We start from the raw sequence: 25252 nt of genomic DNA on the forward strand, positions 1-25252 counted from the left end.
TCGATGTCAAGAAACCCATTTTTACTCATTGGAATAACCGATGGCAGCACACAAAGCCAGGATGGCCAGCAGCTAGCTGCCCTGTTGGCGAATGGGCTCGACTATATTTACTGGCGTACACCCGCCGACCCGGCGGATGCGATGCGCTTACCGCCTGCCGTTCAGAAAGCCTTGCTGGTGTCAGCGCCTGCTGCTGACGACGTTCACCAGCCATTTAAGTGGCATCTGAAAGAGTCCGACCGGGGCAGGTTGTCCGGTCGCAGCCAGTCATTTTCTACCAGTATTCATCAACTTAGCGACTGGCCTACCCTAGCCGGTCAGGCCGAGCTTGTTTTCTATAGCCCGGTTTTTGCCAGCATCAGTAAACCCGGCTACGGGCCGACAGTGAGTCTGGATACGATCAAGTCGGAGATCGACTCAATCCGTCAACAGTCCGTTCAGTTACCCCGGCTAATCGGTTTAGGGGGCGTACAGGCAAATACGATACAGTTGGTGAGACAGGCCGGTTTCGATGGAGCGGCCCTGATGGGTGCCCTTTGGCAAGCTTCTGACCCCGTCGATGCATTGATTAAAATTAGGACCAACCTCCGTGCTGAAGCCCCCTGACGGCATTGAGTCCCCCGCGTAGATTGACAACGTGTTGATAACCGTGGGCAATCAGCCATTCGACGGCTTGCCGACTTCGCCCTCCCGACTGACAATGCACAACCACGGGGCGATCCGTCGGCACCAGTTGCGGCTTCGTTTTCAACTCGGCCAGCGGTATCAGCAGCCCGCCCAGGTTGGCTTTCGCGTACTCCTCGGGTTGGCGTACATCAATCAGCAGCGGAGCATCGGCCTGAGCCATCCAGGCGCGTAACTCATCAGCGGTGATTTCCGGAATCGTAGCCGCACATACCACAGCCGATGCAGGCAGTTCAGTTAAGACTTTGTTCGCAGGATTAGCCGCAAACGAAAAGGTGTTGAACGAGAGTGTTAGGGCATTAAACACCAGAAGTTTACCGCTGAGCAGGTCGCCAATGCCGGTAATGAGTTTGATAACCTCATTCGCCATCAGGCAACCCGTCAGACCCGGCAACACACCCAGCACCCCAACCTCACCGCAGGCTTCCAACTCACTGGGTTCGGGATACAGGCAGCGGTAGGTGGGTCCGTCCTCGTGATTGAAGACGCTTACCTGTCCGTCGAATTTATAGATCGACCCAAACACCAGCGGTTTTTTCAGCAACACACAGGCATCGTTGACCAGGTAGCGCGTAGCAAAATTATCGGACCCATCCACGATAATATCGTAGGCATTTAATACGGACAGCGCATTCGTCCCGTCGAGAAAAATAGGGTGGCTCACCACCTGACTGTAGGGATTCTGGCGAGCGAGTAGCCGCGCGGCCACGTCCGCCTTTCGCTGGCCAATATGCGCGGGCGAAAACAGAATCTGCCGTTGCAGGTTGCTCTCTTCCACCACATCCCCATCGATAAAGCCTAACGTACCTACGCCCGCAGCCGTCAGGTATTGCCCCACGGGACAGCCAAGCCCACCCGCCCCAACGATGGCAATACGGGCTTGTTTCAGCCGCTGCTGCCCGGCCAGCCCTATCTCTGGCAGCCGGATATGCCGGTCGTATCGGTTCCGTTCGCCGTCAGTCATACACCCATCAGTGTTTTGTCCCAGTCTTTCCAGACGGGTTCGTAGCCTTGTTGCCGGATAACCGTTACCATTTCGTCGGGACTGCGTTCGTCCGAGATTTCGAATTGTTCGAGCGACTGCGGTTCGACGGCATAGCCGCCCGGATTCGTTTTTGACCCGGCACTCAGGCTGGTAATACCCAGTTTCAACGCATGGTTGCGGAAGTGGGGCGTTTCTCGCGTGGACATGGACAATTCGACTTCCTCATTGAGCAAGCGATAGGAACAGATCAACTGCACAAGATCCCGATCAGACATACACCGCTCGAAGGACTTCGATGTAATGGTATTATTTTGTAACTGGTCGATGGGGCGCAGGCGCGGAAAGGAGATACTGTAGCGCGTTTGCCAGTAAGTCCGTTCCAGGTATTGCAGATGAGCAGCCGTAAAAAAACTGTCGGTGCGCCAGTCGTCAAGGCCCATCAGAGCACCCAGCCCAATCTTATAGATACCCGCTTTACCAAGCCGGTCGGGGGTTTCGAGCCGGTACAGAAAGTTCGATTTTTTGCCCTTCGGGTGATGCGTTCGGTAGGTTTCCTGGTGGTAGGTTTCCTGGTAAACCAGTACCGTGTTCAGCCCTTCGGCCATCAACGCTTCGTAGTCCGGCTGATCCAGGGGTTGCACTTCCATCGAAATATGGGCAAAGTACGGTCGCAGAAGCCGAATGGCGTTTTTCAGATAGGGCACACCAACGGTCTGATTGGCTTCACCCGTTACCAGCAGGACATGGTCGTACCCCAGCGCTTTCAGGGCGTCGGCCTCCTGCCGGATCTCGCTATCAGTCAGCGTCTTCCGACTGATTCGGTTATCGAGACTAAACGCGCAGTAGGTACAAATATTCTGGCATTCGTTGGAGAGGTAAAGGGGCGCGTACAACTGAATCGTTTTACCAAATCGTTTCTGCGTAAGCTGATGGCTAAGCTGCGCCATCGGCTCCAGATAGGCCTGAGCCGCTGGAGAGATCAGGGCTCTGAAATCGTCGAGTGTCCGCCGGGTGTTTGCCAACGCCCGTTCAACCTGCCGGGCCGTCGTGGCATAAATAGCGCGCTGGATGGTGTCCCAGTCGTGCGCATCAAACCAGCTATTTTTCATCATAATTCATCCAGAAAGGCCGTTAGTGGACTACTGGCCTGGGCCATTGTAGAGGGCCGGGCCAGCCGGGCTTCGTACGCCAGTCGGCCCGCTTCGACCGCCAGTTTAAACGCCAGCGCCATGCGCACGGGGTCGTCGGAGACAGCCATGGCCGTGTTTACCAGCACGGCATCCGCACCCAGTTCCATAGCCGCAGCCGCGTGGGAGGGTGCGCCCAGACCCGCATCGACGACCACCGGAACACGGCTCTGCTCGATGATAATCTCCAGAAAATCAATCGTTCGTAACCCTTTGTTGGTACCGATGGGCGCGCCCAGGGGCATTACGGCGGCCACGCCCACGTCTTCCAGCCGTTTACACAGAACGGGGTCGGCATGGATGTACGGAAGGACCACGAAACCAAGCTTCACGAGTTCGTCGGCAGCTTTCAATGTCTCGATAGGATCAGGCAGCAAGTATTTAGGGTCCGGATGAATTTCCAGTTTCAGCCAGTTTGTTTCCAGGGCTTCACGAGCCATCTGAGCCGCAAACACCGCTTCTTTGGCCGTGCGAACGCCGGACGTATTGGGCAACAAATTAAGCTGTGGATGAGCCAGATGCACCAGCATATCATCCTGACTATTGTGAGCGTCAACCCGTTTAAGGGCTACGGTTACCAGCTCTGTACCCGAAGCGAGCAAGGCTTCTTCCATCAGGCGGGCAGATCCAAATTTACCCGTTCCCGTAAACAGCCGGGACCCAAACGGTTTACCGGCTATTACCAAAGGTTGCGTATTCATTTCCGTTGCGTTTAGCGGTTGAAGGGGCGAGCTGCGTCAGAAACAGGCGCGTTTGAGCAGCCGGATCGGCCACATTCGTAATGGCCGACGATACGGCAATACCCTGAAACCCAATCTGTAGTAAGTCGTTCACATCGGCAAGGGTGATTCCCCCGATAGCCACAATAGGTAGCGAAATAGCCTGATTTTCCAGCGTTGCCAGAATGCGTCGATACCCGTCCAGACCGAGAATAGGGCTTAGGTTTTCCTTCGTCGCGGTGAACCGGAAAGGCCCCAGCCCCACGTAGTCGGCTCCGTCGCGATGGTGGGCCCGTATGGTTTCGGCGGTATTAGCCGTTCCGCCAATCACAAAATGCTTTTCCAACAAAGCGCGGGCCTCGGCAACAGGCATATCATCCTGACCCAGGTGCACGCCATCCGCCCCAATGTCACCCGCCAGGTAGGGATTGTCGTTGATAATCAGGCGGGCGTTGTACTGGCGACATACAGCCAGCGTCTCCAGGGCGAGCGCTTTCCAGTCGGCATAGGGCTTGTTCTTCACCCGAAGTTGTATCCAGTCGGCCCCAGCCCCGCAAGCCACACTGGCTTGCGCAGGCTGGGTAACGATGTAGTGTAAGGAACTGATTTTCATACTATAAATAAAGCTGGTTACCCTGATCGGCAAACTCCTTCGACTTGGTCTGCATGGCTTTCTCCAGTACCTCGTCGTCGGCCATTCCGTTTTGTTCAGCATAGTCGCGAACGTCCTGCGTGATCTTCATCGAGCAGAAATTGGGGCCGCACATCGAGCAAAAGTGAGCTGTTTTGGCGCCTTCTGCAGGCAATGTCTCATCGTGAAATTCCCGCGCTGTATCGGGGTCGAGCGACAGATTAAACTGGTCCTCCCAGCGAAACTCGAACCGGGCTTTACTCAGCGCATTGTCCCGGTATTGCGCGCCGGGGTGCCCCTTGGCCAGATCGGCCGCGTGGGCCGCAATTTTATAGGTAATAACCCCGTCTTTTACGTCTTTTTTGTTGGGCAGCCCAAGGTGTTCTTTCGGGGTCACGTAGCACAGCATGGCCGTACCGAACCAGCCGATCATGGCCGCGCCAATAGCCGACGTAATGTGGTCATAACCAGGGGCAATGTCCATCGTCAGCGGCCCGAGGGTGTAAAAGGGCGCTTCGTCACAGTGCTGTAGCTGCTTATCCATGTTGGCCTTGATCATGTGCATCGGCACGTGGCCCGGCCCTTCGATCATTACCTGCACATCATGTTTCCAGGCAATTTTGGTGAGTTCACCCAGGGTTTCCAGTTCGGCAAACTGCGCGGCATCGTTCGCGTCGGCGATGGAGCCAGGCCGCAGGCCGTCGCCCAGCGAAAACGAGACATCGTAGGCCTTCATGATTTCGCAGATCTCCTCAAAATGGGTGTAGAGAAAGTTCTCTTTATGGTGCGCCAGGCACCATTTAGCCATGATGCTCCCCCCGCGCGATACGATTCCCGTTACCCGACGGGTCGTCAGCGGAATGTAACGTAACAAGACACCGGCATGGATGGTGAAGTAATCGACACCCTGCTCGGCCTGCTCGATGAGGGTGTCTCTGAAGATTTCCCAGGTCAGCGCTTCCGCTTTGCCGTTCACTTTTTCGAGCGCCTGGTAAATAGGCACGGTTCCTACCGGTACCGGGCAGTTGCGGATGATCCATTCGCGGGTTTCGTGAATATTCTTTCCCGTCGATAAGTCCATCAGCGTATCGCCCCCCCAGCGGCAACTCCACACGGCTTTTTCTACTTCCTCCTCAATGCTCGACGAGACGACCGAATTCCCGATGTTGGTATTAATCTTGACCAGGAAATTACGGCCAATGATCATCGGCTCAACTTCCGGATGGTTGATATTGGCGGGAATGATGGCGCGTCCGGCGGCCACTTCCTGCCTGACAAATTCGGGGGTAATGCATCCTTTGGGCGTGTTTGCGCCGAAACTATTGCCCGGATGTTGCTGCCAGAGGGAGGAACCATCGTTCAGCGTATCGATTCGCTGGTTTTCGCGAATGGCAATGTACTCCATCTCGGGGGTTATAATGCCTTGCCGGGCGTAATGCAACTGCGTAACGGTATGGCCCTCCCTGGCCCGGAGCGGATGACGGATGTGCGCAAAGCGCAGGGCGTCCAGATTCGGATTCGCCAGTCGCTGATTGGCGTAGGCAGACGAAAAAGCAGGCTGTTGTGCCACATCGCCCCGGTTTATAATCCACGCTTCGCGCAGGCGGGGAAGGCCCTGTTCCAGGTCGATCGTAACGTCGGGGTCCGTGTAGGGCCCGCTGGTATCGTAAACCGTAACGGGTGCATTGGGCTTTCGATCCTGGCGGTTGCCACCAGAAGACACCGTATCCGACAGGCTAATTTCGCGCATGGCAACACGAATAGGGTGCAGTTGACCGGATACGTAAATTTTCCGGGAACCCGTTAGTGGTTGCCGCGTAATGGTTTGCTCGGTTGGTAGTTGCTCGGCTTTCTGGCTCATGGTTATCCTCCCTGGGTAGCTTGTAGAATCGTTATTTTCTCATTTCCGGCCAGGGCAAACTGATCCCAGGCTGTGCGGGGAATGATGCTATTGTTAACGGCAACGGCAATGCCTTTTTTGTCGGCAATGGTCAGCTCGACCAGCAAACTCGTGAGCGAGGCCGCCGAGTGCGTTTCAACAGACTGGTTATTGACGAATACGGTCATAAACTGCGTGCATGGTTACGCCACAGGCACCAGCTACAGGGAAATCCGAAGAAGAAAACAGGGAAGAAAATAACGAATGGCAGCCGACAGGTCGGGCGGGAAACCACACGGACCACTGTCAACGTCTACATGCTCGCTTTTCCCTCCGCAGGTATTATCCTGTTCAGGTTCAAAGGGTGATCTCTCAGCCCGGATGGGCACCCCTAAAGCTTGTGCTTGTTAGCAAGGCAAATGTAGAAAAGGTTTTTTAGTAACCCGGCCACTGGCCTGAATTATTTTGCGGGTCAAGTGATGCTGTACACCTGACTCACCTGTCAAGACTTCTGGTTAAAAAGACCGACTAGTCAAGTTGAAAGAGGTTACGTTTACCCAGCTTGGAAACGAGCCGATGGAGGCTGCTGAATGTAGCGATGCGGATCAAGCTGCTGGTGTGTTTGTCACAACACATTTCCACATAAAAATCGTTGAATCGGTAAAGGTGATAAATAGCACCACTATCGGTCCATTTAGTCAGGTGTATTCCCCACAGGAATAAGGCTCCCTGTTTTATAAACAGGGGTTTCAGATCATAGGCTTCACGTGTAATATACATTGAGCAAGGGTTAGCATAAACGAATATGTCTCCGGCCAGGCGCTGGCATCAGGGTTGCATCAGACCTGAATCTATCAGGCAATGTAAAACAAGGCAATCGAACCACTTATAAATGAGCAAGAATCATAGAAAATTATTCAGTTGGCAAAGCGTTACACATTGTTCGTTAACAAACTAACAATGTATCAGAACAATATCCTAAAAATAAACCATAGACAAAGTGTGTACATTTTACATAACAATCTGACTGTCATATTATTAAAAAAATTTACAAAAAAGCAAAAAGAATAAAATAGTCTAACAGTATGTACATCACTTACACGGTTTTGTGGAATTGTCTTTCTCCCCTATGTATACTTTTATAAGCCCTGTGATGGCCAAGGCGGTGGCCTGAAGCGTTAATTCCATCAGCCATGCCTCCCACTGATTCTTTCTATCAACGTACTCCGCTGGCGATTCCCCATAAAAAAGGCAGCCACTCTTTCGAATGGCTGCCTTTTGCTGGTTCAGACGCGTTGGCTTAGTTGATGGCTACCAGCCGACTGGGTGCGCTGGGCTGGTTGGTCGATAACGTCACCGCGTGCGTCGTCGTGTCCACTCCATTGCTCACCCGAACCTGGTAGGACCCGTCGGGCAAATCACTCAATGTCAGCCGTAGACGAGCCATCGTCTCTCTTTTGGCCACCCGTTGGGCAAACAACACTTTGCCCTCGGCATTTACCAACTGAATATCGACCACGCCCGTCGCTTCTTTATCCAGAGCGATCTGCAGTTTACCTTCCGCCGTGGTGTACATGCCCGTTTTGTAGCTGGCCACCGTGGCAGGGCGTCCGCCGGGGTTGGTGTCGGCTAAGGCCGTTTGGAACGTAGCAATGGTTAAGGACAAGGCAATGACGAGGGGATTGATGAGCGCTTTCATGATGTATGTGCTTTATAATTAATGATCTGTTTTGATAGATCAAAGGTCGGCACACGGACCAGCAAGCCCTGTCACAAATGAGTCAATCGCTGATACTTTTGGGAATAGCGGCTCAACCAGCGACCCCAGCCCCCGTATCGAAGAATAATTCCGGCAACAAATCCTCTTCAAATCAGCTATCTTGACCCATTTAATCAAATAACCCCGATTCATCATTTGCGTCCTGTTCAAGGTTATTATCCCCTATTCAGGTTACTAAACTTACTGTTTATAGCCTGACAGATGGATACAGTTTTGATGTTATCTGGCTGGCAGACAAATTGCTAGGCATAAAGCTGTATACACACCCTCAATCATCCACGACTTCTTCCCTTCATGCGACAGTCGCTCCTATTCGTTAGTCTGCTTATAGCAGGTATGCTTAGCCTATTTCTCTACGGTGCCGCCCTGGTTAACTGTCTTCACCATTACCAGACGGGCATGTTCGCCAGCCATTCCACGGAGGCCGGGCTGGAAGCCGTTGGTCTTCTTATTTACTCGTGGCTGGGTCTAAAATTTTTCAAATGGCGGCTTACGCATCAGAATAACCCCACGAACAAGGCCGATCGTGTCGAGTTGTAACTAACGACGGCTATGTCAGAATCCCTGTTGATCCGTGAGTTGATTGATTGTTCCACTCATTACCTTATTCCCCTGAGCTGATGAAACACATCTCCTATTTTTCAATTCATTACCGGTTGACCCTATTATTGCTGCTGCTTTGCGCTATAGTAAAAGCCCAGCCCGTTGCGTTTGAAGGCGCGAATGTCATTGTCGTTACTACCGACTTAGCGGATAAGGAAGCTTACCTGACCATTAGTCAGGTACTGATGGAGCAACATATTTCATTCGAGGTCACCGACGACTGTTTGCAACTGAGCGTTCCGCTTAAATCACCTCAGTACGCCACCTCTGCGGAGCCTACCCTGATCGGCCAGATATCGGTTCATGCTGGCCTGGTCAGATTAACGGGCACCATACGGCGGGGTACCCCAGCCAAAAATACTGACGGACTGGCTTTCGCCAAAGTCGTTTCCGTAGCATACCAGAAAGAGAAAAACAAATCAACATCCGCACGGATGGGTTTCCTCTATCTCAGTGAGTTAGCTCACAAACTCCAGCCATCACTGCATGGCGTAATCAGCTATAAGGTTCAGCCCGAACCGATGGACTAAGCGCCGTAATGAACAGATCAAGTAGGTACATCTACTTAGCTGCTTTCATCTCTAATCAGGAATTAGTTTTCAACAAAGTTACAGCGGCCGTAGTTGGATTACTGTAGCTTTGTTGGAAACTAACTTCTGATCAGGCGAAATCAGTTTCTGCCCATTACTGAAAACTCTGTAAACACATGCCTGGTAAAGTCCGTAACTACTGTGCACCCCGCCGTATTGCCTATCCTTTACAACTCCTTGATCTATTTGTAGATGCTTATGTACGGGTTCGGCCAACCGTCGGGCTTGGGTCCAATCATTCATCCGATTCCGACAGTCCGGCAATTTTATTCATGACGGCGGGTCATTTGGGCGATGCCCTCGTTCTGTCCTACACCTTTCCCCTTATTCGGCAACGTTACCCCAATGCCCGGATCGATATTCTGGCAGGTAGCTGGTGCGATCCGATCTGGAAGCATAATCCATACATCGGGCGAGTCATTCACCTCGATCATGTTTCAACAAACCGAAGTGCCCGCTCCAGAACGGAAAAATGGCAGTTGTTTTTCAACTCAACCCGTTCAGCTATCAAGTCTCTGGAGGATACGGTCTATGACTACTCCATTGATATCCGCTATTCCGATTCACCTATGCATTTTATCCTGCCTTTTCTAAAGGTCAGACGTAAAATTGGGTTTGGCTCGCGCGGCCTGGGTGGCTTACTGGACGACGAATTTTTTCTACCCGATCAGGAAACGAATAATTTTGATTTGCTGCTTATGCTGCTCAAGCCAATGGGAATTGAGGGCGAACTACGCACCGTTAAACCTTATTTTTTTCATCCGGTCCAGCCACCGCAGCAGTTGTGGCATAAACTAGGCCAACGGGCTCCGGAACGGAAACCAATTTTGCTCTGCCCGGAATCGGGCAGTGCCGTTCGAATGTTTTCGGCTGATTACTGGTGCCAGCTGGCTACCCGACTCTTACAGGAAAGTCCGCATGGCTTGGTATTTAGCGGCCAGACCGCATTCACCAGTGCGCTCTACGAACGTGTTCGTCAGGAAAACCCAGCCGCTGCGGATCGGTTGTATTCGGTTGTCGGTCGGTTAACGCTCGAAGACCTGACCAGTTTAAGCGAACAGGCATTGGCCGCCTTTACGCTTGATTCATTGCCCATGCACTTATGCTGTTTAGGGTGCCCCACGATCTCGTTTCAGAAAAATGGTATGGGAATTCAGTTTTTCCCGATAGGCAATTACCCGACGCTGGTGATTCATAACCATTATCAGAGCCGTCTGCTGAAGCTCGACCGTCCTGAATCGACCAGCGACTATGTGACAATTTTTGATGGGACGGTATTGGACAGGGCTTTGCAGTGGTTCTGGGCACTCGAAGGCCAGGCCCAGACAATCTCTGAATAGCCTTCGGTCAGAGGATAACCCTTTATAGAGTAGCCAACGGAGTATACACCCTACCGGTAATTCAGGGGAAGGGTTGCCGACCTATATAAACCCCTCGCCGACCCCTGCTTCACTGCTCCTGTCTACCACGTGCCATAGCGTTTAACTGCCTAATCAGGGTATTCAGCCTACCCAAAAGGCGATTCCGCTTACTTCATTTGCCCCCCCAGCTTCGAGCGGCTAAGTTAGCGATCTAAATCGCTAATTATCCAGACCGAATGGTAAACAGTCGGCAAGTGTGCTTTGAAGGCGGAACGCCTTCGATTCCAGACATTATTGAACGAGTTCGTCAGCGCACCGGCATTGATGTTACTTACCTGGCCAGCAAGTGGCTTCTGGCTAACCCGCTCGATTCAAACGATGTGTTCAGCTTATACCCAGAAGGAGACAGTTGCCTTTTACTGATCAACGAAGGAACCGAAACGGATATCGTGCGGGCAACCCTCTATACCTTGCTTGAGCTGGGTGGTTACTACCAGGACTGGTACGAGTAACTGCGTCTGAGTAGAGCCGCTTACCCACGGCTACCGTGTCTATTGGGCTGGTTATACTTCCTGATTTAACAGCGACGAAATTAACGCCGGAGAGCCGGAAAAAGGGCCTGATGAACTGATTTTGAGGGCGGCCAGAATGGAACCAAATTCGCCAGCCTCTTCAATCGAACTGCCCTGCAAACGTCTCCAAAGGTAGCCAGCCATGTAGGTATCTCCGCAACCCGTTGCATCGACTACTGCCGTTGGTCGTGCGGCCATAATTGGGTAAAATGTGCCATCCTTATAAATTAAGGACCCTTTGCTGCCAAGCGTTATGATTACTTCCTGTACGCCCAGATCAGCTAAATACCGGGCGCCCTCCCGCGCGTCTCGCTGCCCCGTGAGCACGTTCATTTCGTGCTCATTTGCTTTCAGGGTGTGCACAAAAGGGAGCACTTTCTTTTTGTCGGACCAATCCTGGTAGACAACCTTTTTTTGCCTGACATGCCGCAGATATCCTTGCGCATCCAGTGACACCAGACTCTTTTTCGATAATTTCTCGATCAGCTTTACGGGTATATCATCGTACAACAGCGGCCCCAGATGAACAATTTTGGCATCGATTGGCGGTATGTTGGCAACTCGAAACGGTAGCGCCTTTTGCTCTACCCGCTGGTCGCGGTGGTCCTGATCCTCACTGTAGATGTTTTCAAAATAAACCGTATGCGGACTGGGCAAAGCATCGACCTCAACGCCCTCCGCCCGCAAATCGTCGACGAATTGATGTTCCTGAAACGATAAAGCCGTTACCAGTTTATACTTTAAACCGGAATGGAGCAGAGACTTGGCCATGTAAATAGAGGTACCGCCCGGCTTGAACGCCACCGATTGTGGCGTAACTATTTTATCCAGCGATATATGGCCTATTATGCAGAGATCGAGCATTATGTAGGGAATCGAAATGGTAACAGCTAGTAGCTAACCAAAGTTGAGTATGCAGGCAACGGCCGTTTCTCTCCTGTATCTCCACGATTCAGGTATAGGAGTAAAGCCACTGTTCGCCTATGGTTCTCTTTGTCAGACACAACCGAAAATTTATAACACGATCCTGTCAAGCCTGTCATTATTGTTTTCGGCAGCGGTCGAAGCGATGTACGGTCGACTTTTCTGACGACAAACCAGCGTCGGAAGACTCCATGCTCTCGTCGCCCGACGGTCGATTGATCGTTGATAATCCAAACCAATCGAGGTACGATGCACATCGGACGTTCGCACGCCCTACTCCAGCCTACCAAATGAACTTTTCAGGGTCGGTAAAATTTTAAACCGCTACAACGGCCCATTCGTTCGTTGTGGTAATCACTTTTAGAAGGGAATGGTCAGGGCCGTAGCCCTATGCGCAGAAAGGGAGCCGATTTTCGGCAACGACCAGTCCAGGGTACGAGATCGCGCAGGCGTCGCTTCATCGCGCCAAACCCTTCACTCGTCAACCCGACGCGGCCTTTCAGTAGCTTTGATTTTCGGCACGCTGATTCGGAATCTATTTTTGATTTTTCAACTAAAGGCGGGCAACCAAGCACAACTAAAGTAAACCCAACAGGCTGCGGATACAGACCTTTTCCGTAAGCTAGTAGCCAACGGGTTTCTTTATCTTTTTACTAAAAATAGACAATGGTCGAAAAGCTGACGTATCAACAAAAATGGCAGGTGGCTTTTCGGTTGCTCCTGTTATACTCCCCGCTCCTGCTGTATATCAACCTGCCGGACTCCGTCCGTCACCCGGCAAAATTGCTGGAAATATCGCCGTTTATAGCGGTCTTCATCCTGATTGCGCTGGGTTTATACTTCATCTGGATTACGGCTACCGACTGGATACAGATTCAATTATTCCGCAGGTTTGGCGAAGACTTCCTTCTTGAGTTCAACTGGCGGGCGATAGTGCTGACCATGCTTATTTCGCTCGGATTAGCCCTGCTTTACGCTCAGGTTTTTAAGCTGATCATAACGACGTTGTTCTGGTTGTTTTTTGAAGACGGAATGACGAAAAAACAGTCAGCCCAGGACTTACCGTTCAGCCCTGACGTTTTCGCGTATTTGCAGCGGGTAAATAGTGTATTTAACCTGGTCGTTATGCTTTCCGCTTTCTACCTGACCATCATTTCCCGTTCGTATCAGCAACTAAAGCACGTGCAGCTCCGGGCCGAAAAATCGGAGAAAGAAGCCGCGATAAGCCAGGTAGAAGCGTTAAAGAGTCAACTTAGCCCCCATTTTCTGTTCAACAGCCTCAGCATTCTCACGTCTATGGTCCACGAGGATGCTGATCTCTCCGAGCAATACATCAAGCAGTTAGCCAGGGTCTACCGATATATCCTCGAACAGCGCGATCAGGAACTGGTTTCGCTCAAAACGGAGGTCGATTTCATTCGGTCCTACACGTTTCTGCTCCAGATCCGTTTCGAGAACAAATTTGAGGTTATCATTGAGCTCAGCCCCGACGAGCAGAGCCACTATCGGATTGCGCCGTTATCGCTACAACTGCTTGTTGAAAACGCCGTCAAACACAACCGGATGGCCATCGACGAGCCCCTACGCGTGCGTATCCATTGCCAGGATGACGGGCTGATCATCGAAAATACCTGGCTACCCCGCGATCAGCCCGAACACTCAACGGGTCTGGGCTTACAGAATATTGTAAACCGCTATGCCCTGCTCACCAAACGCCCGGTATGGTATGGTCATCAGGCTGATTTATTTATTGTTAAACTTCCTTTACTCGCATGAACGTCGTCATTATTGAAGATGAAGCCCGAACGGCCCGCCAACTGGAGCGAATGCTGAAAAAGTATGATGGCTCGGTTCATATTCTGGCCCAGCTGCCTTCGGTAAAAGAAGCGGTTGCCTGGTTTAATGAGCACAGCAGCGGCCAATTGCCAAAGCCCGACTTAGCCTTCATGGATATTCATCTGGAAGACGGACTGGCTTTTCGCATTTTTGATCAGATCAATCTGAGCCTGCCGGTCATCTTCACGACCGCCTACGATGAGTACGTTCTCAAAGCCTTCAAGGTGAACAGCGTCGATTACCTGCTCAAACCGGTTGAGTATGACGAGTTGGCAGCCGCTATCGAGAAATTTAAATCGACCCGAAGCCAACCAGCCCTGCCCGACCTGAAGGCACTGGTCCAACTGATGCAAAACCCCGTGTCGAACAGTTTCAAGGAGCGTTTTATGGTCAGCATTGGCACCAAAATTCATAGTGTGGAGGTGTCCGACATTGCGTATTTCTATTCGGAGGAAAAAGCCACGTTCCTCATCACGAAAGGAGGGCAATTGCTGCCGCTCGAATACAGTCTGGATCAGGTATCGGGTCTGCTCAATCCGGCTCATTTCTTTCGGGTGAACCGCCAGATTATCATTGCCCGCACCGCGATCCAGTCCGTTCATGCCTATTCGGCCGGAAAGCTCAAACTGGACTTGTTGCCCGTTCCCCGCCAGGACGTATTTGTCAGCACCAGCCGCCAATCGGAATTCAAGGACTGGCTGGGCCGTTGATTTATAGCATCTTTGTCTGGGCCAAGGTGCAACGGCGCACCGTTACGGCCTGACCCAGACAAGTTTCGTCTATTATACAGAAATCAGGCGGTCGCGGGAGATGGTTCGCCATTCGCCTGTTGCATGACCATTTTCGATGGTGTAAGCCCGTTCGTAAAGGGCGACCGTCGGGCAAATATGGTTGGGTATTCCGTAAACGATATCGCCAACCTGATACGGGTGCCCCGCTCCGGCTTCTACCACCAGATGTTCCTCACTCTGGCCAATTGCCTTTAGTTCCGGTGCATTCAGAAACGTAATCCGCTGGGAAAGTTCGCCCTCGGCAGCCACTGACTTATGGCCAACATCGAGGCATACTTTTGTCGCATCGGGCAGCGAGATCACCCGCGAGACAACCAGTGCCGCCGGCAAAAACGGCTGCTCGGTCAGCACAATCTGGTAGCCTTTGTCCCAGTAAATAAACGTACCGGGGCTGCACTCCACATCCGGCCGTTTGGCATGGATCGGAAACGTCGGGCTCCCGCCCACCACCAGAACGGGTTTGGCAAAACCTTGCGAAACTAGCGTATCGCGCAGGAGTTGAACGGGCCAGAAAGCCGCATCACACTGGGTTGTACGAACCGTAATATCCGGGTCGCGCAGGTGTCCGTCATAGGCATGCAGGCCCACGGGCCGAACGCCCGGCAACTGATCCAGCTCCGCATAGAGCGCCAGAACACTGCCCCCCGGTGCAATCCCGGTGCGGTTCATGCCCACGTTCAGGTCAATATAGACCGGCACCACCCGACCAGCCGCGACAGCTATATCGGAGAGTTGCTGAGCGGTGGCGCGGTTATCGACCAGACACGAAAATTCCGTTTCGGGATAGGTATTGATCAGCTTGAGCAGCCGGTGCATTTTGGCCTCGTTGGGCTGATAAGCCAGCAGTACATCGGGCGCTCCGATCATGGCCAGCATTTCGGCTTCTGCGATGGTGGCACATTTAAACTTCCGGATACCGGCCTCGAGCATCAACTGGCAGGCCTCCCGCGATTTATTGGTTTTCACGTGGGGCCGCAACCGGCTTACGTTGTCGACCGCTTTTAGCAGGAACGCAATGTTTTGTTTTACCCGATCCGGATACACCACCAGGGCGGGTGTATCGAGTTGGGTTATGTCGGCAATCGAGTACCAGGGCGCTTGTTCCATAACCTAAACCAGTTCGAATAAGGCTTCTATCTCAACCGGAATGTTATCGGGCAACGAACCCATGCCCACCGCCGACCGAACACCGATGCCGTTGTCGGGTCCCCAAACGGTCGCGAAAAGTTCGCTGCATCCGTTGATAACGTAGGGATGACGACCAAAATCGGCCGTACAGTTCACCATGCCGAGCACCTTGATAACGCGTTTGACCCGATCGAGACTACCCAGGTTCGTTCGGATGGTCGACAAGATGGTAAGGCCCACTTGCCGGGCCGCTAACTTGGCCTGCTCAATGTCCAGATCGGTTCCAACCCGGCCAATGATCAGACTTTTATCGTCCTGCACCGGGCCATGCCCCGATACGTACAGGTATTTGCCGTCAATCAGATATGGTTTGTAAACACCCAGAGGCTGGGGCGCGGGCGGTAACGAAAGACCGGTGTCGGCAAAGGCTTTTTCGGGCGACATAGGGTTAAGCTGCATAGGAGATGAAAACAACATTTAGTCAAAAAATGGATCGGTTCAGGTCAATGTCAACGACTGCGCTGGTCTGACAACAACTGAAGCCGTACATTCGCAAACTTAACCGAAACTATCGGGTTAAGCGGCCAGCAGGCCGAAATTCCGTTAGATTTATCGTATCGACGTTTATGAACAAGAGATTACCCATCCTGTTGTTTTTCCTTACTGCTCTTTGCTGGATAGCCGCTACCCAGGTACAACGCCCCACTCTTTACCTCATCGGCGACTCGACCGTCAGGAATGCCAACGACAAGGGTGAAGGCGGCATGTGGGGCTGGGGACATTTTATCGACGCTTATTTCGATACGACGCGCATTCATGTCGAGAACCACGCCATTGGAGGGCGAAGCAGCCGCACCTTTCTGACCGAAGGCCGCTGGGATAAGATAATGACCCGATTGAAACCTGGTGATTTCGTCATGATCCAGTTCGGGCATAACGATGCCGGAGCCATCAACGATACCCTCCGCGCCCGGGGAACGCTAAAAGGGACGGGCAATGAGACCCAGGAAATCGACAACCTGATGACCAAAAAGCACGAGATCGTACACAGCTACGGCTGGTACATCCGCAAATATGTGACAGACGCCAAAGCGAAGGGAGCCACGCCCATTGTCTTATCGCTGGTGCCGCGCAACGTCTGGAAAGAGGGAAAAGTGATCCGTGGCGATACGGATTACGGCAAATGGGCCGCCGAGATAGCCAACGGAGAGCAGGGTAGCAAAAACGGGGCTTACTTCATCAACCTGAATGAGCTGGTTGCCCGAAAATACGACGTTGTGGGCGATTCGACCCTGCTACAGGCCACCTACTTTGTGAAAGACAACACGCATACGAACGCTGCCGGAGCCAAAGTCAACGCATCGTCGGTGATAGACGGGCTTAAGGAAATGAAGTCCTGCCCGTTGAACAAATTTTTGAGGGAGTAAACCGTTTTTCATTCTCGTCGAGCAAAATGGTTTGAATTAACTAAGCGCCAAATCGACCCTCTATTAGCCCATCGCTTTAGCGGTGGGTTTCCAGAATAAAATCGCCTTCTATCAACCGTTTCAACGGTTTGGGCATCCGGAAAACCGTTGAAACGGTTGATAGAAAGTGGGTATTTGTCGGCGGTTTCCCCCAGTTGAAACCGGGGGCTGATAAAAAAATTATCCGGCGTTTAGTTAATATAAATCTATCTACCCAGCGAGATTAAATAAACTCGCGCAGCCCGAATCAGGATATGCTTGCCCGACGGACAGTAAACAGCTTCGTCGATTTTCTTTTCCAGCCAGCACCATAATCAAGCGCATGAAACAGTTCTGCATTCTCCTGGCCCTGATTTGTCTAACCGGTTCCATCAAACACGAGGAGGTTAGCTGGGTCGCCATTGGTGACTCGATCACGTATTTAAATGACCATCTGGACGAAACCGGTAATCGCGTCACCAAAGGATACATGACCCGGGTCGTTGAACGGCTCCCGTATATCCACTTCACAAACCAGGGGCATAATGGCTGGACGTCGGGTGGCATTGCCAAAGAAATTGATAAGCTGGGGCTGGTCAAAGCAGATATATACTCCATCTTTCTGGGCACCAATGACTGGTGGTCGAGCCGACCGTTGGGCCGTCTGGCCGACTATCAGGCCAATGCCGGCAATACGACGGTGTATGGCTCCTTCCGGATCATCATCAACAAACTTCGTCAACTGAACCCACAGGCCCCGATCGTCCTGATCACACCCATGCAACGGGCTGATTTTGTGTACTTGACGAATTTCAAGAACAACGCCTATGGCTCCTACAAAGCCAAAAACGGCCAGTATCTTGAAGCGTTTGCCAACGCCATCGACTCCATCGGCCAATTAGAGCACCTGCCCGTGCTGGACCTTTACCATACGAAAGCATTGCGGGTAAAGAAACTCGTTAAATTCAAACGGCTGAAAGACCCGAAAAGCGGTCAGTACACCAACTACCCGTATCCGGATTTCATCGACATTCCATTTAATCCAGAAACCGATGAGTACCCGTATCCGGTGGAGGCTATCGATATGACTTACGACGGCTTGCATCCATCCGATAAGGGGTATGAGGTGATTAGCCGCCAGCTGGTCAAAATTCTTAAAAAATACTGAGTCAGCTTTAGCTCAGTTGTCGGCTTTTCCTTTCGAAGAGAGCCAATTTACAGAAACAAACTAACCATCGCCAGACATGAAACGCATACTCTTTGCCGCTGCCCTACTAATCCGTTCGGTTTCAGTTTCGCTCGCCCAGCAACCAGCCCCGGCCGCACCAACCGCAGCCCTGCCGATGCGGTTAACCACCACGGCCTTCCCGGATGGGGGCCTCATTCCGATCAAGTTTACGCAGGCGGCTCCGGGCGCTGCACCGGGCGGTGGCGCTTCTCCGGCACTGACTTGGACCGATGTACCAGCCGGAACGCAGAGTTTTGTGCTGCACATGCACGATGTCGATGTGAGTCGAAATAAAACGATTGACGATAATCTGCACTGGCTGGTCTGGAATATTCCGGCTACTTCGACCGGGCTACCCGAAGCCATTCCCGCTGGGGCACAGTTGCCGGATGGTAGTTACCAGGTAAATGTATTGACTCCCTCCTATCGGGGACCGGGTGCGGCTGCTTCGGGGCCGTTGCACCATTATGTTTTTGAATTGTATGCCCTGGATACCAAACTCGACGTTAAGCCGGGTCCCGATGGGTCGGCCACACGGACAGCCGTGCTGAACGCCATTCAGGCCCACGTGTTGGGCAAAGCGGCCTATGTCGGCCTGTTCAAGCGCCCTCAATAACGCAGGGATTACCGAGTTGCCCGATTCCCCGTTTTTCTTACTCCTATCTTCTTCACAAACACGTCATGAACAGACGGAATTTCATCAAGAGTAGCTCCGTGGCTAGTGTATCGGCTGCGTCGCTTACGGTAGCCGCCTGCAACGCTCCCCAAAAAACACATGCAGAAAACGACGCAGAAACCTTCTCTGATGAGTTTGAACTAAATGAACTGACTATCGGTGATCTCCAGAAGAAAATGCAGTCGGGTCAGTCCAGTTCGGTCGCCATCACTCAACTCTACCTGGACCGTATTGAGGCCATTGACAAAAATGGACCCAACCTGAATGCCGTCATTGAGGTCAATCCCGACGCGCTGACCATTGCGAAGGCGATGGATGAAGCACGCCAGTCGGGGAAGACTCGGGGCCCGCTACACGGCATTCCGGTGCTGATCAAAGATAATATCGACACGGGCGATCAGTTGATGACAACCGCGGGTTCGCTGGCGCTGGAAGGCCATAAGGCCGCTAAAGATGCGTTTGTCATCACTAAATTACGGGAAGCCGGGGCGGTCATTCTGGGCAAAACAAACCTCAGCGAGTGGGCCAACTTCCGGTCAACCCGTTCCAGCAGCGGGTGGAGCAGCCGGGGCGGTCAAACCCGCAATCCATTTGTGCTGGATCGTAGTCCGTGCGGCTCCAGTTCAGGGTCAGGCTCGGCCGTAGCCGCCAATCTGTGCGCGGTGGCCGTAGGTACAGAAACGGACGGTTCGGTCATTGCACCGTCTTCATTTTGTGGCATAGTCGGCCTAAAGCCAACGGTTGGGCTGGTCAGCCGCAGCGGCATTATTCCCATTTCGAAAACGCAGGATACCGCCGGGCCAATGGCCAGAACCGTAACCGATGCGGCCATCTTACTGGGGGCTATGGTAGGCATCGATCCGGCCGATGCCGTCACCAGCGAAAGCAGCGGTAAAAGTGCCAAAGACTACACGCCCTTTCTGAACGCAGCCGGTTTGTCGGGCAAGCGCATTGGCATTGAGAAATCATTCTTAACGGGCCATGAAGGGGTGGTTGGCTTATACAAACAGGCCATTGAGGTACTCAAGAAACAGGGCGCGAGTATCGTGGAAGTCGATCTGCTCAAATCGCTCGACGCCATCAGCGGGGCCGAATTTACGGTCATGCAATACGAGTTCAAGGACGGCGTAAACCACTATCTGTCAACGGCCAACGCACGCGTCAGGACGTTGGCCGATGTGATTGCGTTTAACCGGCAGAACGCGGCCAACGTCATGCCCTTTTTCAAACAGGAAACCCTGGAAAGCAGCCAGGCTAAAGGCGGACTCGACAGCAAGGAATATACCGATGCGTTGGCTAAAACCCGAAGTTCGCGCCAGCTTATCGATAAACTCATGTCGGACAACAAACTGGACGCCATCTGCGGAACCAGCATTGGGTTTGCGGGTTGCATCGGCCTGATCAACGGCGATTATGATACGGGCTTCTACTTCTGTCCACCGGCGGCTATGGCGGGTTACCCGCATATCACGATTCCAATGGGCAGCGTTCAGGGTCTGCCCGTTGGGTTTTCGTTCATTGCCGGTGCATATCAGGAAGGCGCTTTAGTATCACTTGGATATGCCTACGAGCAGGCGTCGAAGAAGCGGGTACGGCCCGCGTTTATCGAATCACTCATTCCGGCTTAGGTTGAGAACGTTGTTTTAACTACTTATACCCTTCAGGAGGTTCTCCCCAGCTCCGAATAACCACCTGATTGAACCGTACTAGCCCACCGCTTTAGCTGTGGGCTAGTACAGCCCTCTACTGCGATTCCACGAACGCTCTGGGCGACTGCCCGGTCAGTTTCCTGAAGGCTCGGTTGAAGGTCGCTTTCGAATTGAAGCCACAATCGAGGGCAATGCCCAATAAGCTTAGGTGTGCATTGGCCGGGTCAAGCGCCTGTCGTTTGAACGCATCGACCCGGTACTGATTGACAAAATCATTGAAGTTCTTCCCCGTTCCGGCGTTGATCACCGGCGACAGTACGGAGGTGTTCGTTTTGAGCCGCCGGGCGAGGTCGCTGAGCGACAGGTCCGGGTCCAGGTAAGGACGTTCGTTCTCCATATACGCCAGTAACGTGTCGCGCCAGGGCACCAGATCAGAGGCTAAGGCGGTGGTCGTTTTACTCAACTGCCGCACCAATCCGCCAGCCTCCCGCATGGGTTCCGCGATCTTTTCCGGCTCCGCACCTGCACCAATGGGCAGTGAATTGGCCTGTGTAATCTGGGCTGGTGTTTGTGCAAACGTTAACCGACGACCCGGCTGCATCTGCGCGTACCCGTGAATACTAACGTAATAAATCATAATAACGCCCGCCAGTTCATCCCACCAGTCCTGCCAAAACGTAAGATCGAAGGTCAGATCGAGAATCAACATGAACAAGCTAAATAGGAATGTAGTCGTTAAGGCGATCAGGAAATTCCGGAACCACCGAAAGCTAATAACCTCTGTATCCGAGAATTGCGTTTTTATCCAGGCTCTGTAGCGCCGGTAAAGCCGTAAGGACAGCACCAGGTAATAAACATTCAGACCGATGCCTGTAATCGTCTCTAAATCATTGATATGGTATGGGTAATGCACCGTTGCTTTCCACCGCTCAACGAAAGCTGGCCCCATCGAAAACACGCTGACATGGTAAACGACGTATAGCAAAAATGGAACCGCGTGCCAGCTGTCGTGCCGGGTGAATCGAAAATCGGCATTGATCTGGCTTTTGAGGTAGAAGTAGCATAGAGCCGGGAACAGAAAACCGAGCGTCCGGGGAAAAAACTCCAGTTCACGCCAGAGTAGTTCAATGCCGCCAAAGCCCAGCATATACTCCCAAATATTCAGACTAAGCCCAACCAAGACCCAGCCCAGCAGCCAGTCGGACAGGCGTTCTTCGCGCCAGGCCCGTACCCATAGCAACACGGCATAAATCCAGCCCTGAATGAAGCCAAATAACAGGGGCGATGAATAAGCGTTGAACTCAAACGTCATGAATGCAGGGATTTACTGGCAAGATACAGCCGGTTTCCTTACCGAAAGATATTGATGGTTTTGCCTTTGTCCTCTTTTCTGACGACCAGAAACGGCTTGCTCCCGTCAATTCGCTGACCACTCATCACAATGTCAACCTGCTTATCGTCTGCAAAGTAGACTTTCGTGCCAATGGGCAATTTTTGTGTGGTAGTGCCCTGCGGCATCAGCATGATTCCCTGCGTGCCGTTGCCCGTTTCGTCGGGTCGGTAGGTAATCAGCATAATTTTACGGGGTAACAGACTGTTATTTCGGAAGCGAAGGGTCACGATAGGTATGGATGAATGGGTTGTCGTTTCGGGATCGGTCAATAGTGTCTTGCCCGCGTCGGCAGCCGTTACGGTCAGGATGAGTTCTTCCGTTGTTTCGCCGTCCTGACTAAAGTAGAGTTTACTGCCTATCGGCCAGTTTTTGGGCGTCGATTCGTTGCGGTTCATGGTGAATCCATAGGCCATACCCGGCCCTTCGGCGCGAAACATGCGATGATACCCAAGGTTGTTTCGGAGGGTAAAGGCCACGCGCGCAACGGCTTCGGCTGACTCGGTATGTTGAGCAAACCCAACAGAAGAAAGGGTTTGCATAAGCGCTAGTAGGGCGAGGCAAATAGGTTTTCTGTTCATTGCGGGTACGTTTATAGATTGCTTTTCGCTTTAATTCGCTCTGTCTCTACGCCGGTCTGGCGCTCACGGGCCGCTTTCACGTCGTTGCTGCCGAAGTGATACGTGAACCGGATCGAGACCCGGCGACTTTCCCATTTTCGGTCGATGTTGAACTGCTGTGTCAGGAAATCCGCCGACTGTTTCCAGCGCATGGTGTTCAGGACATCGTCGATCGCGAAGGTGATCTTACCCCGCTCCTGCATGATTTTCCGTTGAAGACTCATATTCAGTGCACCCAGCCCGCCGATGTGGTAAACCGTTTGCTGGGTGGGGGCACTCCAGAAGCCCGACACTTGCGCCAACCAGGTTTTGGCGAGTTTAACCGAATGCTGCATGTAGCCCTCGAAGGCAAATGTCCGCTGATCGAATGGTTCATTCGCCGACAGATTGCCCTGAAATTGATTCCAGGTACCACCAGCATACGCATACACACTCCATCCTTTCGTAAACTGATACGGGGTGCTGATCGAGACGTTCAGGGCATTGACCCGACCCACGTTGGCAACCGTTTGGTAGGCAACAAGCCCCTCCTGTCGGATTACATCGGTGGAAAAATCGTTGGTATGGCTGTAAGCCAGTTTGATCGTCGACGCCCATTTGTAGGTATAGCTGAATTCGACATTGTGGGTATAGGTGGGGCGCAGGTAAGGATTGCCCCGCTGGCTCGTATAGGGATCCATCTGGTACACGAATGGATTCATATCCTGGTAGTTAGGTCGCCCGATCCGGCGGCCGTAATTGACGGAGAACTGGCTTTTATCGGTAGCGCGATACTGCACGAAGGCCGTTGGAAACAGATTCAGGTAGGTTGTATCCGGCGAATTGATGGTTTGCTGACGTAAATCGACGGAACGCCCCTTTACATTCGAGTGTTCGACCCGAAGTCCGCCCTGCACCGACCATTTACCCACCGACCGGTTCAAGGATGCGTACCCCGCACTGACGATCTCCCGGTAAGTGAACCGATTCGTTCGGTTGCTGTCGGCTTGTTCCGCCGTTTCGGCATTATCGGGTCCGGTAAACGCCAGCAGATCGTTGTCGGTGGCTACATCGGTGCGTTTGAGGCCGGTTTCGAGTTTCAGATGGCGGCTTTTCCATTCCTTGACAAAGTCGCCTTTCAGCGTAACGATGGTAATGTCGGTGGCCGCATCGAATCGTCGTTGCCGCCGAAACAGCGGTTGCCCGTTTCGGTCTGCATAGTCGCTGGTGATGGTGCTGGGGGCCGTGTTCGTAAACCGCGTCATATCGGCATCGATGTTGAGTTCCAGACCTAGCGTATCGGCATAGCGGTAGTTCAGCGCGGCATTGATCCGGTTGTTCCGGGCGGGTCGTTCTGCCGTTCCGGTTGTCGATTGGTTGGTGAGGCTCGAATCCAGTGTATTCCGGCTGTCGATAATCCTCGTTGTGGTATAGGTTCCGAAGCGATTGCCCGACGCGTTACCCGATACGACCAGACCAATCGTTTGCCGGGGCAGCGCCTTCCGGTGATCCAGCGTGTAATCGACCCCGGCTTTGTAAACGATGGCCCGCGTTCCGTCGGAGTCGTAGCCGCGCTGAAGAAACTGCGAACCGCCTGCCTTCCGGTCCAGCAGAACGTTGGTAATCTGAAAATTATCACTAACGGCGGCATTCCCGAACAGGTTTATCTGGTTAGCGCGGTAGTTCAGGTCTAGAGCCGCGTTGGCACGATGATGATCGCTCTGGCCATACCCACCCGATGCATTTCCGTTCAAACCCAGGCTCTTGTTCCGCCGAAATTTGATGTTAATAATGCCCGCCCCACCCTGTGCGTCGAACCGGGCCGATGGGTTCGTAATCAATTCGACCTTATCAATGCTGGACGCGGGCGTCGCCCGGAGCAAATTGGCCAGGTCAGCCGCCGACAGGTTGGTGGGCTTTCCGTCGATAAACACCGTTACGCCCTGTTTTCCGGCCATCCGTATGTTGTCGTTTGGGTCGATGACCAGGCCGGGGGCCTGCTGTAACAGTTCATAAGCCGTTTTTCCCTGGGCCGTGGCATCGGCAGCCACATTGAGTACGGTCTTATCCACCTGCTGCTCGACCAATGACTTCTGCGCCCGCACGCTCACATCCGTCAGCGTTTGCTCCGTTGTGTTAAGCACGACCGGCTCCAGTACCAGAGGCTCTACGCCCTGCACCGACACGGTCTGACTCGTCGTATTCGCCATCCCCACCATAGATACCTGAACCCGGTAGAGACCGGCCTCTACCGCCGTAAACCCATACTGTCCGGCTTCGTTGGCGAGCGTTCCTTTAACGAGCGTAGAGTCAGCCGCTCGCAGCAGCTTGACAACCGCAAATGGAACCGGTTGCCGGGTAGCATCCCGTACAGAACCCGTTACGGATTGGGCGATTGACAAAACCGTACTCAGAAGCAATAGCGAGAGGGTAAAAAATCGTGTCATGGGGTTGGCCGTTTGTGATTGACCCTCCAAAGGTGCTCGATCAGCACCCACTGTTTCGCCCCAAACTAGATTTGAGACGCCCCAAATGATGAATTGAGCCGTTTGCACGCATCCGCCGGGCTTCGCTGCGCTAGAAACAAGTTTTATG

The 25252-nt window shown here is 52.7% G+C and carries 25 protein-coding genes and 1 riboswitch; of the genes, 11 read left to right on the forward strand and 14 right to left on the reverse strand.

Translation table 11 applies throughout. The features are described from left to right. Nucleotides 1-3 precede the first annotated feature (3 nt). A complete protein-coding gene (locus ACYU8Y_RS19630; RefSeq protein WP_460939769.1) occupies nucleotides 4-606 on the forward strand; it encodes a thiamine phosphate synthase in 603 nt (200 codons plus the stop codon). On the opposite strand, the gene moeB is transcribed toward ACYU8Y_RS19630, so the two are convergent. The 8 genes from moeB to ACYU8Y_RS19670 form a co-directional block, all read right to left on the reverse strand. Then, a complete protein-coding gene (gene moeB, locus ACYU8Y_RS19635) occupies nucleotides 575-1648 on the reverse strand; it encodes a molybdopterin-synthase adenylyltransferase MoeB (RefSeq protein WP_460939770.1) in 1074 nt (357 codons plus the stop codon). The genes ACYU8Y_RS19630 and moeB overlap by 32 nt on opposite strands. Next, nucleotides 1645-2781 carry a 2-iminoacetate synthase ThiH gene (gene thiH, locus ACYU8Y_RS19640; protein ID WP_460939771.1) on the reverse strand — a complete coding sequence of 379 codons (1137 nt, stop codon included), beginning with the start codon at nucleotides 2779-2781 and terminating at the stop codon, nucleotides 1645-1647. The genes moeB and thiH overlap by 4 nt, the downstream gene beginning before the upstream one ends. Further along, entirely contained in the window at nucleotides 2778-3557 is a 780-nt protein-coding gene (locus tag ACYU8Y_RS19645; RefSeq protein ID WP_460939772.1) for a thiazole synthase, read from the reverse strand. Before ACYU8Y_RS19645 ends, thiH begins: the two co-directional genes overlap by 4 nt. Next, complete coding sequence (locus tag ACYU8Y_RS19650) at nucleotides 3526-4188, reverse strand: thiamine phosphate synthase (RefSeq protein ID WP_460939773.1); 663 nt, start codon at nucleotides 4186-4188, stop codon at nucleotides 3526-3528. The genes ACYU8Y_RS19645 and ACYU8Y_RS19650 overlap by 32 nt, the downstream gene beginning before the upstream one ends. 1 nt (nucleotide 4189) lies before the next feature. Next, nucleotides 4190-6067: a phosphomethylpyrimidine synthase ThiC gene (thiC, locus tag ACYU8Y_RS19655; protein WP_460939774.1), complete on the reverse strand. Its 1878-nt coding sequence runs from the start codon at nucleotides 6065-6067 to the stop codon at nucleotides 4190-4192. A 2-nt stretch (nucleotides 6068-6069) separates the two neighbouring features. Continuing rightward, the gene (thiS, locus tag ACYU8Y_RS19660; protein ID WP_460939775.1) at nucleotides 6070-6273 is read right to left on the reverse strand and encodes a sulfur carrier protein ThiS; all 204 of its coding nucleotides are present in this window, start codon (nucleotides 6271-6273) and stop codon (nucleotides 6070-6072) included. Between the two features lie 123 nt (nucleotides 6274-6396). Beyond that, nucleotides 6397-6488: riboswitch (TPP riboswitch) on the reverse strand. Between the two features lie 125 nt (nucleotides 6489-6613). Beyond that, nucleotides 6614-6865 (reverse strand): hypothetical protein, encoded by a 252-nt coding sequence (locus tag ACYU8Y_RS19665; RefSeq protein WP_460939776.1) that lies wholly within the window; start codon nucleotides 6863-6865, stop codon nucleotides 6614-6616. A gap of 520 nt (nucleotides 6866-7385) precedes the next feature. Next, nucleotides 7386-7784: a hypothetical protein gene (locus tag ACYU8Y_RS19670; protein ID WP_460939777.1), complete on the reverse strand. Its 399-nt coding sequence runs from the start codon at nucleotides 7782-7784 to the stop codon at nucleotides 7386-7388. 375 nt (nucleotides 7785-8159) lie between these two features. Here ACYU8Y_RS19670 and ACYU8Y_RS19675 point away from each other — a divergent pair, with 375 nt between their 5' ends. The 4 genes from ACYU8Y_RS19675 to ACYU8Y_RS19690 all read left to right on the forward strand — a co-directional run bounded on the left by ACYU8Y_RS19675 (nucleotide 8160) and on the right by ACYU8Y_RS19690 (nucleotide 10931). Beyond that, on the forward strand, nucleotides 8160-8405 hold the full coding sequence (locus tag ACYU8Y_RS19675) for a hypothetical protein (RefSeq protein ID WP_460939778.1): 246 nt from the start codon (nucleotides 8160-8162) through the stop codon (nucleotides 8403-8405). An 80-nt stretch (nucleotides 8406-8485) separates the two neighbouring features. Beyond that, a complete protein-coding gene (locus ACYU8Y_RS19680; protein WP_460939779.1) occupies nucleotides 8486-8998 on the forward strand; it encodes a hypothetical protein in 513 nt (170 codons plus the stop codon). Between the two features lie 176 nt (nucleotides 8999-9174). Further along, nucleotides 9175-10398, forward strand: coding sequence for a glycosyltransferase family 9 protein (locus ACYU8Y_RS19685; protein ID WP_460939780.1), 1224 nt, complete (start codon nucleotides 9175-9177; stop codon nucleotides 10396-10398). A gap of 257 nt (nucleotides 10399-10655) precedes the next feature. Continuing rightward, nucleotides 10656-10931, forward strand: coding sequence for a hypothetical protein (locus tag ACYU8Y_RS19690; protein WP_460939781.1), 276 nt, complete (start codon nucleotides 10656-10658; stop codon nucleotides 10929-10931). Nucleotides 10932-10982: 51 nt separating this feature from the next. Here the strand turns inward: ACYU8Y_RS19690 and ACYU8Y_RS19695 are convergent, their stop codons facing one another. Next, nucleotides 10983-11855, reverse strand: a complete 873-nt coding sequence (locus ACYU8Y_RS19695) for a PfkB family carbohydrate kinase (protein WP_460939782.1) — start codon at nucleotides 11853-11855, stop codon at nucleotides 10983-10985. 726 nt (nucleotides 11856-12581) lie between these two features. Between ACYU8Y_RS19695 and ACYU8Y_RS19700 the strand changes: the two genes are divergently transcribed. Then, the gene (locus ACYU8Y_RS19700; RefSeq protein ID WP_460939783.1) at nucleotides 12582-13691 is read left to right on the forward strand and encodes a sensor histidine kinase; all 1110 of its coding nucleotides are present in this window, start codon (nucleotides 12582-12584) and stop codon (nucleotides 13689-13691) included. Continuing rightward, complete coding sequence (locus ACYU8Y_RS19705; RefSeq protein WP_460939785.1) at nucleotides 13688-14461, forward strand: LytR/AlgR family response regulator transcription factor; 774 nt, start codon at nucleotides 13688-13690, stop codon at nucleotides 14459-14461. The genes ACYU8Y_RS19700 and ACYU8Y_RS19705 overlap by 4 nt, the downstream gene beginning before the upstream one ends. A gap of 72 nt (nucleotides 14462-14533) precedes the next feature. On the opposite strand, the gene ACYU8Y_RS19710 is transcribed toward ACYU8Y_RS19705, so the two are convergent. Both ACYU8Y_RS19710 and ACYU8Y_RS19715 read right to left on the reverse strand, forming a co-directional pair. Then, nucleotides 14534-15649, reverse strand: a complete 1116-nt coding sequence (locus ACYU8Y_RS19710) for a D-TA family PLP-dependent enzyme (protein WP_460939786.1) — start codon at nucleotides 15647-15649, stop codon at nucleotides 14534-14536. 3 nt (nucleotides 15650-15652) lie between these two features. After that, on the reverse strand, nucleotides 15653-16129 hold the full coding sequence (locus ACYU8Y_RS19715) for a RidA family protein (RefSeq protein ID WP_460939787.1): 477 nt from the start codon (nucleotides 16127-16129) through the stop codon (nucleotides 15653-15655). Nucleotides 16130-16296: 167 nt separating this feature from the next. Here ACYU8Y_RS19715 and ACYU8Y_RS19720 point away from each other — a divergent pair, with 167 nt between their 5' ends. The 4 genes from ACYU8Y_RS19720 (at nucleotide 16297) to ACYU8Y_RS19735 (ending at nucleotide 20647) form a co-directional block, all read left to right on the forward strand. Further along, complete coding sequence (locus ACYU8Y_RS19720) at nucleotides 16297-17097, forward strand: rhamnogalacturonan acetylesterase (protein ID WP_460939788.1); 801 nt, start codon at nucleotides 16297-16299, stop codon at nucleotides 17095-17097. 361 nt (nucleotides 17098-17458) lie between these two features. After that, a complete protein-coding gene (locus tag ACYU8Y_RS19725) occupies nucleotides 17459-18283 on the forward strand; it encodes an SGNH/GDSL hydrolase family protein (RefSeq protein ID WP_460939789.1) in 825 nt (274 codons plus the stop codon). A gap of 76 nt (nucleotides 18284-18359) precedes the next feature. Continuing rightward, nucleotides 18360-18959, forward strand: a complete 600-nt coding sequence (locus tag ACYU8Y_RS19730) for a YbhB/YbcL family Raf kinase inhibitor-like protein (RefSeq protein ID WP_460939790.1) — start codon at nucleotides 18360-18362, stop codon at nucleotides 18957-18959. A gap of 65 nt (nucleotides 18960-19024) precedes the next feature. Beyond that, nucleotides 19025-20647, forward strand: coding sequence for an amidase (locus ACYU8Y_RS19735; protein ID WP_460939791.1), 1623 nt, complete (start codon nucleotides 19025-19027; stop codon nucleotides 20645-20647). A 115-nt stretch (nucleotides 20648-20762) separates the two neighbouring features. Here the strand turns inward: ACYU8Y_RS19735 and ACYU8Y_RS19740 are convergent, their stop codons facing one another. From ACYU8Y_RS19740 to ACYU8Y_RS19750, 3 genes are read right to left on the reverse strand one after another with little or no spacing between them, the layout of a single operon-like run. Further along, a complete protein-coding gene (locus ACYU8Y_RS19740) occupies nucleotides 20763-21980 on the reverse strand; it encodes a helix-turn-helix domain-containing protein (RefSeq protein WP_460939792.1) in 1218 nt (405 codons plus the stop codon). Nucleotides 21981-22018: 38 nt separating this feature from the next. Further along, nucleotides 22019-22600, reverse strand: coding sequence for a hypothetical protein (locus ACYU8Y_RS19745; protein WP_460939794.1), 582 nt, complete (start codon nucleotides 22598-22600; stop codon nucleotides 22019-22021). A 50-nt stretch (nucleotides 22601-22650) separates the two neighbouring features. Next, nucleotides 22651-25104: a TonB-dependent receptor domain-containing protein gene (locus ACYU8Y_RS19750; RefSeq protein WP_460939795.1), complete on the reverse strand. Its 2454-nt coding sequence runs from the start codon at nucleotides 25102-25104 to the stop codon at nucleotides 22651-22653. Nucleotides 25105-25252 lie beyond the last annotated feature (148 nt).

The organism is Spirosoma humi, from assembly GCF_054776575.1.

Coding starts and splice junctions, on each gene's coding strand:
- ACYU8Y_RS19710 (WP_460939786.1), bottom strand. CDS start 15,649: ATGGAACAAGCGCCCTGGTACTCGATTGCCGACATAACCCAACTCGAT.
- ACYU8Y_RS19705 (WP_460939785.1), top strand. CDS start 13,688: ATGAACGTCGTCATTATTGAAGATGAAGCCCGAACGGCCCGCCAACTG.
- ACYU8Y_RS19735 (WP_460939791.1), top strand. CDS start 19,025: ATGAACAGACGGAATTTCATCAAGAGTAGCTCCGTGGCTAGTGTATCG.
- ACYU8Y_RS19750 (WP_460939795.1), bottom strand. CDS start 25,104: ATGACACGATTTTTTACCCTCTCGCTATTGCTTCTGAGTACGGTTTTG.
- thiC (WP_460939774.1), bottom strand. CDS start 6,067: ATGAGCCAGAAAGCCGAGCAACTACCAACCGAGCAAACCATTACGCGG.
- thiS (WP_460939775.1), bottom strand. CDS start 6,273: ATGACCGTATTCGTCAATAACCAGTCTGTTGAAACGCACTCGGCGGCC.
- ACYU8Y_RS19690 (WP_460939781.1), top strand. CDS start 10,656: ATGGTAAACAGTCGGCAAGTGTGCTTTGAAGGCGGAACGCCTTCGATT.
- ACYU8Y_RS19680 (WP_460939779.1), top strand. CDS start 8,486: ATGAAACACATCTCCTATTTTTCAATTCATTACCGGTTGACCCTATTA.
- ACYU8Y_RS19645 (WP_460939772.1), bottom strand. CDS start 3,557: ATGAATACGCAACCTTTGGTAATAGCCGGTAAACCGTTTGGGTCCCGG.
- ACYU8Y_RS19720 (WP_460939788.1), top strand. CDS start 16,297: ATGAACAAGAGATTACCCATCCTGTTGTTTTTCCTTACTGCTCTTTGC.
- thiH (WP_460939771.1), bottom strand. CDS start 2,781: ATGATGAAAAATAGCTGGTTTGATGCGCACGACTGGGACACCATCCAG.
- ACYU8Y_RS19650 (WP_460939773.1), bottom strand. CDS start 4,188: ATGAAAATCAGTTCCTTACACTACATCGTTACCCAGCCTGCGCAAGCC.
- ACYU8Y_RS19630 (WP_460939769.1), top strand. CDS start 4: ATGTCAAGAAACCCATTTTTACTCATTGGAATAACCGATGGCAGCACA.
- ACYU8Y_RS19745 (WP_460939794.1), bottom strand. CDS start 22,600: ATGCAAACCCTTTCTTCTGTTGGGTTTGCTCAACATACCGAGTCAGCC.
- ACYU8Y_RS19715 (WP_460939787.1), bottom strand. CDS start 16,129: ATGCAGCTTAACCCTATGTCGCCCGAAAAAGCCTTTGCCGACACCGGT.
- ACYU8Y_RS19695 (WP_460939782.1), bottom strand. CDS start 11,855: ATGCTCGATCTCTGCATAATAGGCCATATATCGCTGGATAAAATAGTT.
- ACYU8Y_RS19670 (WP_460939777.1), bottom strand. CDS start 7,784: ATGAAAGCGCTCATCAATCCCCTCGTCATTGCCTTGTCCTTAACCATT.
- moeB (WP_460939770.1), bottom strand. CDS start 1,648: ATGACTGACGGCGAACGGAACCGATACGACCGGCATATCCGGCTGCCA.
- ACYU8Y_RS19700 (WP_460939783.1), top strand. CDS start 12,582: ATGGTCGAAAAGCTGACGTATCAACAAAAATGGCAGGTGGCTTTTCGG.
- ACYU8Y_RS19675 (WP_460939778.1), top strand. CDS start 8,160: ATGCGACAGTCGCTCCTATTCGTTAGTCTGCTTATAGCAGGTATGCTT.
- ACYU8Y_RS19685 (WP_460939780.1), top strand. CDS start 9,175: ATGCCTGGTAAAGTCCGTAACTACTGTGCACCCCGCCGTATTGCCTAT.
- ACYU8Y_RS19730 (WP_460939790.1), top strand. CDS start 18,360: ATGAAACGCATACTCTTTGCCGCTGCCCTACTAATCCGTTCGGTTTCA.
- ACYU8Y_RS19725 (WP_460939789.1), top strand. CDS start 17,459: ATGAAACAGTTCTGCATTCTCCTGGCCCTGATTTGTCTAACCGGTTCC.
- ACYU8Y_RS19665 (WP_460939776.1), bottom strand. CDS start 6,865: ATGTATATTACACGTGAAGCCTATGATCTGAAACCCCTGTTTATAAAA.
- ACYU8Y_RS19740 (WP_460939792.1), bottom strand. CDS start 21,980: ATGACGTTTGAGTTCAACGCTTATTCATCGCCCCTGTTATTTGGCTTC.